General features: G+C 36.4%; 8 protein-coding genes and 2 pseudogenes. 8 read left to right on the top strand and 2 right to left on the bottom strand.

Annotation, left to right across the window (positions count from 1 at the left end; genetic code table 11):
* Nucleotides 1–3: 3 nt before the first annotated feature.
* The 5 genes and pseudogenes from HMPREF1039_RS07175 (at nt 4) to HMPREF1039_RS07165 (ending at nt 10,535) form a co-directional block, all read left to right on the top strand.
* Nucleotides 4–1,035, top strand: a complete 1,032-nt coding sequence (locus tag HMPREF1039_RS07175; RefSeq protein ID WP_001030694.1) for a PDDEXK nuclease domain-containing protein — start codon at nt 4–6, stop codon at nt 1,033–1,035.
* 81 nt (nt 1,036–1,116) lie between these two features.
* Entirely contained in the window at nt 1,117–5,412 is a 4,296-nt protein-coding gene (locus tag HMPREF1039_RS08460) for an Eco57I restriction-modification methylase domain-containing protein (RefSeq protein ID WP_007391776.1), read from the top strand.
* A 517-nt stretch (nt 5,413–5,929) separates the two neighbouring features.
* Nucleotides 5,930–8,320 (top strand): annotated as a pseudogene (locus HMPREF1039_RS08645) (DEAD/DEAH box helicase family protein); the annotation flags it as partial.
* Between the two features lie 1,266 nt (nt 8,321–9,586).
* Nucleotides 9,587–9,721 (top strand): annotated as a pseudogene (locus HMPREF1039_RS08640) (helicase); the annotation flags it as partial.
* A gap of 154 nt (nt 9,722–9,875) precedes the next feature.
* Nucleotides 9,876–10,535, top strand: a complete 660-nt coding sequence (locus HMPREF1039_RS07165) for a single-stranded DNA-binding protein (RefSeq protein WP_000384996.1) — start codon at nt 9,876–9,878, stop codon at nt 10,533–10,535.
* Between the two features lie 68 nt (nt 10,536–10,603).
* On the opposite strand, the gene HMPREF1039_RS07160 is transcribed toward HMPREF1039_RS07165, so the two are convergent.
* Together HMPREF1039_RS07160 and HMPREF1039_RS07155 are read right to left on the bottom strand one after the other, a co-directional pair.
* Nucleotides 10,604–11,935: a relaxase/mobilization nuclease domain-containing protein gene (locus HMPREF1039_RS07160; RefSeq protein ID WP_007391778.1), complete on the bottom strand. Its 1,332-nt coding sequence runs from the start codon at nt 11,933–11,935 to the stop codon at nt 10,604–10,606.
* A gap of 2 nt (nt 11,936–11,937) precedes the next feature.
* On the bottom strand, nt 11,938–12,294 hold the full coding sequence (locus HMPREF1039_RS07155; protein ID WP_000013547.1) for a plasmid mobilization protein: 357 nt from the start codon (nt 12,292–12,294) through the stop codon (nt 11,938–11,940).
* A 308-nt stretch (nt 12,295–12,602) separates the two neighbouring features.
* On the opposite strand from HMPREF1039_RS07155, the gene HMPREF1039_RS07150 reads away from it, so the two are divergent.
* From HMPREF1039_RS07150 to HMPREF1039_RS08450, 3 genes are all read left to right on the top strand, one after another.
* Nucleotides 12,603–12,956 carry a TetR/AcrR family transcriptional regulator gene (locus HMPREF1039_RS07150; protein ID WP_235720046.1) on the top strand — a complete coding sequence of 118 codons (354 nt, stop codon included), beginning with the start codon at nt 12,603–12,605 and terminating at the stop codon, nt 12,954–12,956.
* 90 nt (nt 12,957–13,046) lie between these two features.
* Nucleotides 13,047–13,757, top strand: a complete 711-nt coding sequence (locus HMPREF1039_RS07145) for a DDE-type integrase/transposase/recombinase (protein ID WP_007391807.1) — start codon at nt 13,047–13,049, stop codon at nt 13,755–13,757.
* Nucleotides 13,723–13,980 (top strand): integrase core domain-containing protein, encoded by a 258-nt coding sequence (locus HMPREF1039_RS08450; RefSeq protein WP_328284374.1) that lies wholly within the window; start codon nt 13,723–13,725, stop codon nt 13,978–13,980. Before HMPREF1039_RS07145 ends, HMPREF1039_RS08450 begins: the two co-directional genes overlap by 35 nt.
* Nucleotides 13,981–14,473: the final 493 nt, after the last annotated feature.

Raw genomic sequence — 14,473 nt, 5'->3', positions numbered from 1 at the left:
ACAATGAATAAGGATAAGATGGTATTGCAGAATACAGATATTGGAAAAGATAATCATCAGTTTGATGATATTGTTAAGATTGTCGAAAGTGCAAAGGATCGTGCTTATAGAAAAGTCAATGAAGAATTGATTTTGATGTATCAGGAAGTGGGAAAGTATATAAGTGAGAAAAGTAAAGAAGCAGGTTATGGGTCAAATTTTGTGGAAAATGTTGCCGATTTTTTCTCTGAAAATTATCCTGATTTAAAAGGATTTACCCGTAGGGGGCTTTATAGAATGAGGCAATTCTATGAGCTATATAAGGATGATGAAAAAGTGTCAACGTTGTTGACACAATTGAGCTGGTCTAATCATTTGAAAATAATGTCAGGATCTAAAAGTAAAGAAGAAAGAGAATTCTACATTAACTTAGCAATTAAGGAGAATCTAACTCACCGAGAGTTGGTAAGGCAGATGGACAGTGGCTATTATGAACGTTATATGCTTTCAAATAGTAACGATTTGCCTGCTATACAAAGGGCAAAACAAGAGACGCATAATTTGTTTATGGACAGTTATGTTTTAGAATTTCTTGATGCTCCCAAGATTGGAAATGAAAGAGAATTTCAGAAGTCAATTCTCCAGAATCTGAAGAACTTTATTTTAGAGATTGGGAAAGATTTTTCCTTTATAGGTAATGAGTATAGGGTACAGGTTGGCAATCATGATTACTATGTAGATTTGTTGTTCTATCATAGGGGACTATCTTGTTTAGTTGCATTTGAATTAAAAATTGGAGAGTTTAAGCCGGAATATATCGGAAAAATGAACCTGTATTTAGAAGCACTGGATAGAGAAGTAAAGAAACAAACTGAAAATCCAAGCGTAGGAGTAATCCTTTGTGCTTCAAAAGATGATGAGGTAGTAGAATTTGCATTAAGTAGAAGTCTTTCGCCTACAATGGTATCGGAGTATACATTAAAACTGATAGATAAGAATTTGTTGCAACGAAAATTAAAAGAATATGTAGATATTGCGGAAGAAACAAACGAATAAAATTTAATAATATAATGCGTAAAAGGTGATTAGAGTAAAATCTAACCGCCTTTTTTGTTTGGAAAAACGAAGGAGGTAAAAATGCGAATAAATGATTTTCATAACATTTTGGAGCTTATAAAACAAGATGTGCTTCATAGTGAAGCAGAGTATCTGAAGCTCTTAAAGGTTGTCGGAAACAATCAAAGATATGACTTTAGAAGTCAATTAAGTATCTATGATAAAAATCCTGAAGCAATAGCTTGTGCCAAGTTTGACTACTGGAGGGAACGTTTTAATAGAACAGTAATGCGAGGACAGAAAGGTATCCCCATTTTAGAGGACTATGGCACATTCAAGAAAGTGGACTATATTTTTGATATAGGTCAGACAGTTTCAAGAAACAGAGATGTCAACGAAGTAAATCTTTGGAAGTTTGACAAAGAAAATCATCAAGATGTGTTAAAGGAAATGATAAAAAGCGAGGGCTATGAGGAAAGTAAAAGCACACTTGAAAACATCTTTTCTTTAAGCAGACTCTACGGTGATGAAAAAATAGATACCTTAATGAATGAACTTAGAATAGCGGATGAGGATAGAATATCCTTTACAAAGTTTGTAAGGGACTCGGTAAGCTATGCGGTAGCATCAAGATTTAAGTTAGATTATTCGATAGATTATGAGCTTTTAAGAGAGAATTTTCAAAGACTTGACAGCATATCTCTAATGAGTCTTGGTGAAAGCGTATCGGATATTAGCGGAAAGATTATTGATGCGACCATTCAAAAAAGCAAAGAACTTGAGCTGCAAAAAGAAGTTTTAAGAGGAAAAGAAGCGGGATATAATAAGATTAAAGAAGAATTGGAGGAGGTAGAAGAATATGTACTTCGACGAGATGATCAGGGAAGAAATGAAAACGGGCGAGTTCTCCGAAATGGAGAGTACAGACGAGATAATAGAGAAAATCAGGGAGAATACGCTAAACAGCTTGGAGGAAGAGACGGACTTCATAAGGAAGTATCCAAATCCGACCTACGCAGTGATGAGGCTGGAGTTTCTTTCACAGAGCGAGGAGCAGAGCAACTTCGAGATGTTAGTAGATCTATACAAGGAGAAGAAGTTGACAGGACACCTGATGGACATTCAGAAACAGGCGATAGAGTTTATGAGAAGAGAGAAGCCGAAGCTGATGGCAGCTTGGAAGATAGAGGGAGAGAGCAATCCACAGTACAAAGCAATGATTTCAGCTTTGAAAGAGATGACGATCAAGGAAATAGTAGAAGGTTAAGAGAAAATATTGATGTAGAGATAAGAGAAGCTGAAAAGGCTTCTTTTTCTTTACCAGAAAACTCCTATGGACAGACACGCCTTACGATTCCGCTAACTGAGAATGATATAGATACCGTCCTTATTAACGGAGGAAATCACGATGGCGGCAGACTTCCTGTTATTGCTGAGTTTTCCAAAGAAAAAACAGTAGAAGAATTGGGAGAATACCTCAAAGATACCTTTAAAGGCGGAAACGGGTTTTACATTGATGAAAGAGAAGTATCTTCCTGGTATTCGGATAAAGGCATTCATTTAGCCTATGGAACTTCTGCAAGAGAAGATGATACGCAGGTCTTAAACTGGAATGATGCTGCAAAGAGGATAAATGAACTTCTTAATAGTGGGGAATTTGCTACAAATGTAGAGCTTTTTGAAGCTCTTGATTATGAAAGAGATCGGATTTCAGAATCTCTATGGTATCTATCTCATGATTTAAGTGAAGAAGGAAAAGAGCAAGGATATTTTGAACTTTTTGAAAGAGGTGGGGGCTTTTCGGAAGAAACAAAAAGATTATCTGAAGCATTAAAAAATCCTGAGTATCTGAAAGAAACAATCAGAGAATATGACAGATTTATAGCAGGATATAAAGAAAATAGGAATGTACTAAGGTTTCACTATCACAAGGTAGATAGCCTTTATCAGAAATTACAGGAACTTGAGCTGCCACGAAAGGAATATAGCACCAATTTGACAGAACTTCCGAAGGTAAAGTCCTTTATTACAGAAGATGAAGTCCTTGAAAGTCTTTCAAGAGGAAGTGGCGTTGATAGAGGAAAAGAACGAATCACCAAGTTTTTTAAAGAAAATCATACGCTTCAGGAAAAAGCGAATTTCTTAAAAGACGAATATGGAATTGGAGGACATTCCCATGCTGTTTCCGGAGCAATGGGAAGTGATGAATGGCACGATGCTAAGGGACTTAAATTACAGAAAAATGATTGTAATGATGTGTTTCTTACTTGGACAAGTGTTGCAAAGCATATCGACGAGCTGTTTTCTAAAAATCTTTATCTTGAAGAAAAGGAAACAGAAAACAAGTCAAAGATTGAAGAACCACAATATTATTCCAAAGATGCTCCTGAAAACTTAATGACCGATGAAATGCTTGAAAGAGTGCCGGAGCTTTACGCACAGGAGGATGTAGCATTAGCGGATAAAGAGGTTCATGCTGCATATATCATTCCTTTCCGTTCTAATTGGACTTGGTATATGACGGAATATGACAGGGAAAGTGGCGATGCCTTTGGACTGGTACTTGGGATTGAACCTGAATGGGGATATTTTAATCTTGAAGAACTAAAGGAATTAAATGCCCAAAGGCTTATTTTAGAAGATTTTCCAAAGACCTTTAGAGAGCTGAAAGATACAGAACTTAAAAAGCAGATGGATGAGCAGGAGCTTCAGTCTGTCTTTAATGGAGAACTTAGCTTTGTAGAAGAAGAACTTGAAGCACCTGAAGAAACAGAAGAAGTTAGAAGGGCTGACACAGTTCAAGCTACCTTATTTGATTACCTCAAAGAAAGAGAAGAAGTAGAACTGAATAAAAAAGAGGAAATCCCTTTAGAGGATTTTGCAGTTAAAGCAGGTGATACCGTCTACTTTCATCATGAAGAATACAAAGTCAGAGAAATTTCTAAAAATGAAATCACAGGAAAAAATGACTTGTGGCTTGATCCTGTAAGGCAAGGCAATCATCAAATTCCGATTGTAGCCTTTACAGATAATGAGGATCTTATGAAGCAGATAAGCCTTGAAAGACCGAACTTTATTGTCGGAGATGAAGTCAAATACAAGGATAAAGACTATACCATCACACGCTTTGATGATATGGGAAATAACCTAAAGACGGTAACGGTTAAGGACAGTACAGAATATCTTGGCGGTATGATAACAGGCTCCGATGTGATTCCTTATCGTCTGGAAGGCGACCTTGAGAGGGTATTTCAAAATCAAACATATAAACATCCAGAGCAGACTACTGAAGAAGTAGAAATAAAGAAAGCAGAAGCTCATAACTTCAAAATTAAAGAAGAAACGCTACCTGACAAGTTATCTCCAAGTGAGAGATTAAACAATAACCTTGAAGCAATCTCGATGTTAAATCGAATTGAAAGAGGTGAGAGAGATTTAGATATTACCGCTCAGAAAGTTTTAGCAAGGTATGTTGGCTGGGGAGGACTTGCTGATGTATTCGATGAAGAAAAAGGCGGACAGTGGAAAGAAGTAAGGAGCTTTCTAAAAGAGAACTTATCGCAGGCAGAATATGAAGCTGCAAGAGAATCTACTTTAACGAGCTTTTACACACCGAAAACAGTGATTGACGGAGTGTATAAGACACTTTTGGATATGGGATTTAAACAGGGAAACATTTTAGAGCCAAGTATGGGAATAGGGAACTTTATAGGCAATATCCCTGATGAAATGAACAAGTCTAAGTTTTATGGTGTAGAGCTTGACTCAGTAAGCGGTCGAATTGGAAAACTCTTATACCCTGAAAGTGATATACAGATTAAGGGGCTTGAAGAAACTTCCTTTTCAAATAACTTCTTTGATGCGATTATCGGCAATGTACCCTTTGGAGAATATAAGGTAAATGACAGGGAGTATAACAAAAATAACTTCCTTATCCATGATTATTTCTTTGCCAAGTCCATTGATAAAGTAAGAAACGGAGGTATTATTGCCTTTATTACATCAAGCGGAACGATGGATAAAAAGGACGAAAGTGTAAGACGCTACCTTGCAGCAAGAGCAGAGTTTTTAGGAGCGATAAGACTTCCGAACGATACCTTTAAGGGCGTAGCAGGAACAGAAGTAACCTCAGATATTATCTTCCTAAAGAAAAGGGACAGTATCAGAGAAAGGGATGAGGATTGGATTCACCTTGCTGAAGATGAAAACGGGCTTTTATATAACAAATACTTTGTTGATCATCCTGAACAGGTGCTTGGTTCTATGGAAGAAATATCCGGAAGATTTGGGAATACAATAGCTTGCCTGCCAAAAGAAAACACAGACTTAAAGGAGCTACTGACAAAAGCAAGCGAAGAAATCGCTAAAAAATGCTAATTATGAAGAAATAGAGCTACTTGATGATGAAATCAGCACAATACCCGCAACGGACGATGTCAAGAATTTCTCCTACACCATTATTGATGATGAAGTTTATTACAGAGAAAACTCCCTGTTTGTAAAGAAAGAAGTAACGGATAAAAACAAGGAAAAGATTAAGGACTATCTTGAGTTAAATGCTGCCTTAAAGGACGTTATTTACAAACAGAAAGAAGATTTTTCAGATGATGAAGTAAAGAAAGCTCAGGAAAAACTAAATGAAATTTATGACAGCTTTTCTAAGAAGCATGGATATGTCAACAACCTTTCTAATACCAGAGCCTTAAAAGAGGATAGCAACTTCCCGCTTGTTTCTTCCATTGAAATCCTTGATGAAGAAGAAAACTTCAAAGCAAAGGGAGATATTTTCTCCAAGCGAACAATCACAAAGGCGAAGGTTATCGACCATGTAGACACTTCCCTTGAAGCTCTTGTTTTATCGGTATCAGAAAAAGGATATGTGGATTTTGAGTATATGGGAAGCCTTACAGGAAAAGACAGACCGACTTTGATAGAAGAACTTAGAGGGGAAATCTATCTAAACATCAGAGAAGAACAAAACTTTTATAGACCATTGTCTTTTAACCTTGAAGATGGAGATTTACCTTTTGCCTGTGCAAACGGCAGTAATTCATATAAGTACGGCTATGTAACAAAGAATGAGTACCTAAGCGGAAATATCAGAGATAAGATTGCTATTGTAGACAGCTATCTTGCAAAGCTAAGACAAACGGAAAGAGAGTTGCCTCATCTTGGCTATGCGGAAGATGGCAAAGAAAAAGAGCTGATAAGCTATGAGATGAACCGTTTGGAATACCAAAAGGCAGAGCTAATAAAAGTTCTTCCAAAAGAGCTTGAAGCAAGTGAAATCAATGTAAGACTCGGAGCTACTTGGATACCGATTAAGGATATTGAAAAATTCATCTTTGAAACGCTTAAAACTCCGGGATATGCCAAATGGGATATTAAGGTTAAATTTTCAAATCTGACAAGCGAATGGAATGTAGAAGGAAAGAGCAGGGATAGAGGAAATGACCTTGCAGAGATGACTTACGGCACCTCAAGGGTAAATGCCTATAAGCTGATTGAAGATGCTCTAAATTTAAAAGAAACAAAGGTATTTGATCAGATTGTAAATCCGGACGGCTCGAAAACTTCTGTATTAAATAAAAAGGAAACGCTTCTTGCAGGGCAGAAACAGGAGCTTCTAAAAGAAGAATTTAAGAACTGGATATTTAACGATCAGGAAAGAAGAAACCGTCTTGTAAAGATATATAACGAGCGTTTTAACTCTATCCGTAACAGAGAATATGACGGCAGCAAGCTCTCCCTTGAGGGAATGACCACAGAAATTGATTTAAGATCTCATCAAAGAAATGCCATAGCAAGAAGCCTTTATGGAGGAAATACCTTGCTTGCCCATGTGGTAGGTAGTGGTAAGACCTTTGAAATGGTGGCGTCTGCGATGGAAAGTAAAAGGCTTGGAATGTGCAGTAAGTCCTTGTTTGTTGTCCCCAATCACTTAACAGGTCAAATCGGTCGTGAGTTTATGCAGCTATATCCGTCAGCTAACATTATGGTTGCAGATAAGAAAGATTTTGAGCCGAAAAATAGAAAAAGATTTATCGGAAGAATTGCCACAGGAGAGTATGATGCCGTTGTAATCGGGCATACGCAGTTTGAAAAAATTCCGATGAGTAAGGAATATCAGGAAAAGCATATTCAGGATCAGATTGATGAAATTATAAACTATGTAGAAGAATATAAGCATGACAGAAACCAAAACTTTACGGTAAAACAGCTTGAAAAGACAAAGAAGAAACTTGAAACAAGGCTTGAAAAGTTAAACGATGATTTTAAGAAGGATGATGTCATTACCTTTGAAGAATTAGGTGTAGATAAGCTCTTTATTGACGAGGCACATAATTACAAAAATCTATACCTTTACACAAAAATGAGGAATGTAGCAGGTATTGGACAGTCTGAAGCCTTTAAGTCCTCCGATATGTTTATGAAGTGCAGATACATGGATGAAATGACAGGTGGAAAAGGAATTGTCTTTGCCACAGGAACGCCTGTCAGTAACTCGATGACAGAGCTTTATACTATGCAGCGTTATCTTCAGTATGAAAGCCTTAAAAAGAATAATTTGGAGCATTTTGATAGCTGGGCTTCTACTTTTGGTGAAACGCAGTCAGCTTTTGAATTGTCTCCGGAGGGAACAGGGTATAGAGTAAAGACAAGATTTTCCAAGTTCTATAACCTTCCTGAACTAATGTCTATGTTTAAAGAAGTTGCGGATATTCAGACAGCAGATATGCTAAATCTTCCAACACCTGAAGCACACTATGAAGTTATTAAAACTTTGCCAAGTGAGGAGCAAAAGGTAATCCTAAAGAGCTTATCGGAAAGAGCTGATGATGTGAGAAACAGGGTAGTAGAGCCTGACGAAGATAATATGCTGAAGATTACTAATGACGGCAAGAAACTCGCCTTAGATCAGCGTTTAATCAATCCACTGCTTCCGGATAATCCTGACAGCAAGGTCAATGTGTGCGTGAAAAATGTCTTTTCCATTTGGGATAAGACAAAAGAAAATAAGTCCACACAGCTTCTTTTCTCCGATATGTCAACTCCAAAAGGAGATGGAGCGTTTAATATTTACGATGATATTAGAGAAAAACTTGTGGCAATGGGAATACCGAAAGAAGAAATAGCCTTTATCCATGAAGCAAATTCCGATAAGCAAAAGGATGAACTCTTTGCAAAGGTAAGAAAAGGCGAAATTCGTATTTTGATGGGTTCTACACAGAAAATGGGAGCCGGAACGAATGTGCAAAACAAGCTGATTGCACTTCATGATTTAGATGTCCCATGGCGTCCTGCCGACCTTGAGCAGCGTGCGGGCAGAATTGTAAGACAGGGAAATGAAAACAAAGAAGTCAGCATATACAGATATGTAACGGAGAATACCTTTGATGCGTACCTTTGGCAGACCATCGAGAATAAACAGAAGTTCATTTCTCAGATTATGACAAGTAAAACACCTGTCAGAGTGGCGGAAGATGTGGACGAAAGCAGCTTAAACTATGCAGAGATTAAAGCCCTTGCTACAGGTGATCCGAAGATTAAGGAAAAGATGGATTTGGATAATGAGGTTACAAAACTTAAAATGCTTGAAGCAAACTATAAGTCCAACCGTTACAGATTAGAGGATAAGGTTGCTAAAAACTATCCGGAAGAAATTGCAAGGACAGAAAAACTCATTGAGGCTGTAAAGAAAGATATTAAAGATGTAGAAGCAAAAGCTGAAGGAGAGGAAAAGTTTACTTCTATTACTATCGGTGGTGAGAAGATATTAGATAAAAAGTTAGCCGGAGAAAAGTTGCTTGAAGCTATTTCTAAAGTGAAAATCAATGAAAGCAAGGTTATCGGTAAGTATAGAAACATGGACTTAGAGGTAAGCTACAACTTCTTCACCAATGAGCATAACTTCAGCTTAAACGGTGCTGCAAAGCATTCAGGAGAGCTTGGAACGAGTGCGGACGGTAATATTACAAGGTTTGATAATGCTCTTGAGAAAATGCCTGAGAAATTAAAGAGGCTTGAAGAAAAGCTCCTCGGCACAAAAGAACAGCTTGAAAATGCCAAAGAGGAATTACAAAAGCCTTTTGAAAAAGCTGATGAACTAAAGGATAATGTGCTTCGCTTGGCAGAACTGAATAAGCTCCTTGATATGGGAGAAGTGGAAGAAAAGAGAAATGATAATCCCCTTGTAGAAGATGTAAAACGAGCCATCATTGACTTCTGCAACAGAGAGTATGAAGAAAATCATAGTTATGATGAGTTTGATACTCTATATCCTGATCTAAAGCACATCGGCATCGCCTATACCAATACACCTGACGAAAGACACAGCATCCAATATGAGCTTAACTTAGAGGATAAGACATGGACACAGTATATTGAAGATATACCGATTAAAACGGAGAGTTTTGATTATGAAAACAAAGGAGAAAATGAAGCTCTAAGGAATATGAAAAATGAAATAGAGCTATCCTCTTTTGAAGATTTAGTCTATGTGGATTCCGAGGACTTAAAGGCAGCTCTGGGACTGGACATTGATGATGAAGGTAACTTCTATGATCCACTTTCTAAAGACCTTGATAATGATGGAATTGCTGACAGATACGACAATGACTTTAAGGACAGCGATTATTTTGAGTCAACCTATGATGTTGAAGATAATTTGCATACCAAAGAGGAAGCCACACAGAAAACGGGTGATAAACCATCTATCTTAGGACAGATAAGAGCCTATCAGGAAGAAAGTAAAACAGAAGAAAAACAAACTGCAAAAGAACCGGAATATGTACGATAAGGGAGGGAAACCTCCCTTTTACCATGAAAGGAGATAAAACATGGATTACAAAACAATGAGAAATCAGATAGAAGATATGGTAAGTGATAATCACAAGGACTTTGTTAAGGCGGTTATCAGCATGGAAAAAGGTATCAACGATGAAAGTGCTTTGGATAAGCTCTATGAGGCTTATATGGACAATGACACCGTTAATTTACTGCATGAGGAATTTGATTACATGATTGAAGATTTAAGAGAACAGGGGCAGATTAAAAATCTTCCTTATGTTCAAGAGGAGAAAGATAATCTTGTCAATATCGTTGGAAATATTGTAGGAAAGATCGATGTAGTTGAAAGGGAAAATAAGAACGGCGAAGCCTTTCAAGTAGTAAACTTCTCTGTGGCATCTAAAGATGATGAGGGCAATAAGGTATATCATAATTGCTCCGCATACGGAGAAAAGGGTGATATTCCAAAAGACTTTAAGCAGGGAGATTTTGTAAAACTCTTTGGACAGATCAGAACTTCCGTTGACGATAACGGCAAGGAACATACTAACATCAGGATACTTTCTTCAAAGCTTTTAAAGGCAAAAGAACAGATGAAAGGTCGAGATGAAAAGAAAGAGTCTGTGCTTGGAGCTATCAAAAAATATCAGGCTGAAGATAAGGAAAAGCCTAAAGAAAAGAAAGAAACATCAAAAGAAGCTGAGAGATAAATTTATGGTCGGTGTGGTCTTGGGACTGCACCGACTCTTTTTTTATTTGCGAAAAAAGGAGATAAAGATTATCTCTCCATCTCCTTACCCATGTAGATTCCGTAATTTTTTCGTATCTTATAAAGCTCGTCCATAGTGGATTTTGAGGAAGAATACTCTTGCATAAGGGTGTTCTTTTTTTCTTGTAATTTATCAAGTTCAGCTAAAATATCCTTTGAATTTGGGAGTTTGGAATAGGATTTTTTAAGCTCTGAGAGAGCATTTTCATATAGGGTAATCTGAGCTTTGTACTCTTCAAAAAATGCCTTGTCAGACGGATTAGCAGTATATTCCTTGTAGCACGCTCTGTATTTTTTAACGGTATGAACTTGCTCCATAGTGGTGGAAAGCTTCTGCATTTCCTTATCAATAGACTTGATTTTCTCTTGTATATTTTGCCTTTCATCAGCTGCTTTTTGAATATACTCGTCAAGCTGTTTAACGGATTTAATGCCATGTTCTCTGATATAAATAACAGACTCAGCCATTGTATGAAGGTTATGTTTGGTTGCCCAATATTCGTAGCCTTTGCTTTCCTTTACCTTTGCATTGGTGTTCATGTCAATAACATTGCTGATGCGTTTTTTGACGGCAGGAGTCTTGATAAACTCTCTTTCTGCAATGCGGTCTTTTAATCTTTCTTCGGTATAATCTTCTCCGATTGTTTTAGTCCTTGTAAATCTCGCCTTATCTTTTGGCTTAAAAGCAATGTGCTTACCGTATTTGATTTCATAGCCAAGATCAGCCATCTTCTTTAAAAATTCGTCCCAGTCCTTTGACTGTTTTATCATTCTGTCAATGTCAAATTGAAGCCTGCTTTTCCAAGAAGTGCCATGTTTTGCCTGTTCATTTTCATACCAAGATTTACCGTTAGTCTTGTATTTTTTCTTATAGCTTTCGTAAAACTCGTCAATAACGGATAGGTTATTTTCTTTGCAGAGTTTATCACTCTGATAACGGATTTGGTGGTAACTTTTCTTGTTAGACTGGTAGCACCTACCTGTTACCATATTTACATTATTGAAGATGATGTGATTGTGGATATGCCCCTTATCTACGTGAGTAGATAAGACAAATTCGTACTCCTCTTTGAGTATCTTTTTACACAGCTCCATACCAATCTGGTGAGCCAATTCAGGGTTTGTTTCTCCCGGTAAAAAGGATTGAATGAGATGTCTTGCAAGAACGGTTCCTTTTGTTCCTGCGTCATTTCGTGTCCTTAAAAACTGAGTGTGAGCAGTTGATTCGTGGCATTTATGAGTGCTTACTAAAAGCTGCTCGTCTGTTTTATCTCCATTTACAATGTAGTCGATAGCAAGATTAAGAGTCGATTTTATTGGGTGTATTTTTGTAATAGCCATTATTATTCACCTTCCGTTTCAGATGTTCTTTTCAGAAGTAGTGAATGAATTTGCCACAGCTCTTTTGAGAAATGTTCAATCTCTTTTTTTATATCACCTATGTCCTCTTTGTAGATTACACCTGTCGAATTTACTCGCTTTGCAATCTGATTGATGTTGTTTGTTGCATTAGAAAGTAAGCCTTGTAAATCTCTGAAAGGCTCTAAATCCACTTGATAAATTTCCTTTTCCAAAACGCATTTGCGGATGAAATGGCTCATGTTTCTACACTTCGCAAGTCTTTTTTTCTCTTCAAAAAGAGCCTTTTCTTCTTCAGTTAGTTTAATTTCAAGTCTTTCGTTTCTTAATCTATTTGCCATAGTTAGTTCCTCCTTTGAATGTATTTCGGGGTCTTAGGGTTCTCCCTAACAATCTAAAAATTGATAAAAAAAGAAGCAGATCCCCAAGGGCTGCTTCGTCAATTTTCCGTAAGTGTCCGTACACTTACTGTGCTTGCTACAAAAGCTACAAAAGCTACAAAAGAATAATTAGAGTAGCAAGCATTAAGCGTGTATAAAACTATTTGTATTTATTGTACCATTTTTTTTATTAGAGTTCCAGAAAATACTTGACATACATGATCGACAATATTAAAATGATAACTAAGTTATCAAGATGAGGCGGGAAATTGATCAGTAAAGAGAAAGTAGGCAGAGTAATGGCAGATTTGAATGGATATGAGCTTACACATAAAAAAATCATGGATAGTGGTAAAGCGAATTTTTTGAAGGATGGATATGAACGAGCTAATTTAAGAAAAATTTGTAAAGATGCTGGAGTTACAACGGGTGCTTTTTACAGGCATTTTAATGACAAAGAAGATTTATTTATCAGTTTAGTTGATCCATTGGCAAAAGAACTTTTGGGTTTTTATAACAAGTTTGAAGAGGAATCTTTTCAAAATATAGAAAAAAATTGTGGAGAAGATTTATCAAAAATTAACATTGAAGGGTCAATTGAATCTGCATTATATATGTGTTAGGGTATCATACATTTGTGACAAAAAAGAATAAAAAAAAAGAGAACCAATGTTATACTGAAGTTGCTTAAAAATCAGGAAAGAGGTTCTCTTATGAAATCTATTATAACAGAAGAAATCAAATTAAGACAGCGTGCAGTAGAATATGCGATAAAAAATGATAATAATGCTAAGGCAGCAAGAAAATACCATACAACTAGACAACAAATTGCTCGATGGAGAAGTCGATATGATGGCACTGCACAATCATTACTTCCAAAAAGTCGCAGACCGTTACATCATCCTAATGAACATAAAACTCATGAACTAGAACTTATACGTAAAATCTATAAACGTTATAGCAGAGACGGATTAGCAGAGATATATGTGCAATGTCAAAGAAGAGGATACAAACGTTCATACGGAGCGATGAAAAAAATGATAAAAAAACTTCAATTAACTGAGAAAAAAGAAAAAAGAACTTATCCTAAAAGTAAATGGACTCCAATACCAACTACTTATCCAGGAGAAAAAGTACAAATCGACATTAAATATGTTCCACAGTACTGTATAGGATGGGACAGTAAGGGGATTAAATATTATCAAATAACTGCTATTGATGAATTTAGTAGAAAACGAGTATGTAAAATTGTAGATGAGAAAAGCGTTACACATACAGCAGCCTTTTTAGAGAATGTAGAAGAAGAGTTTGGATTTAGTATTAAAACCGTTCAAACAGATAATGGACGTGAATTTACCAATGATCCAGAAGTGACAAGTAAAAAAAACGATTTTCGAACAAAAATTAGAAGAAAAAGGCATTAAATATATAAAAACTAGACCATACTCACCATGGCAAAATGGGAAAGTAGAACGTAGTCATAGAGAAGATGGAAGAAAATTTTATAATCGAGTCTTTAAGAGTTTAGATAGCTTAGTGAAAGCTCATAAAAGATATATTAGTAGAGGAAATAATGTAGCTAGGTGTGTATTAAATTTTAAATCACCAAATCAAATAGTACAGCAGCACTTGTTACAATCGGCTTAATGTATTGTAGTTCAACGCCTTCTTCCTTTGTCAAGGGACGCTTCGCTCTAAAGCCCTTGACAAATCCAGGCGTTAAACTGTTTTATGTACAAGCCAATTGTCCCACAAGTTGTATTGACACTGGTTCGTGTCACAAATGTTTGTGTTTCTTAGAACTCTCTTTGATAAAAAATTGGAGATTCCTTTACAAATATGCTCTTACGTGCTATTATTTAAGTATCTATTTAAAAGGAGTTAATAAATATGCGGCAAGGTATTCTTAAATAAACTGTCAATTTGATAGTGGGAACAAATAATTGGATGTCCTTTTTTAGGAGGGCTTAGTTTTTTGTACCCAGTTTAAGAATACCTTTATCATGTGATTCTAAAGTATCCGGAGAATATCTGTATGCTTTGTATACCTATGGTTATGCATAAAAAATCCCAGTGATAAAAGTAATTTATCACTGGAGTTTTATTGCCTTTTGGGTTTTTGTAATGGAGGAAATCACAT

The organism is Megasphaera lornae, assembly GCF_000214495.1.
In the GTDB taxonomy this organism is placed as follows: Bacteria; Bacillota; Negativicutes; order Veillonellales; family Megasphaeraceae; genus Megasphaera; species Megasphaera lornae.
Note: the sequence above shows the minus strand (reverse complement) of the source record. Positions and strands in the feature narration are given on the sequence as shown.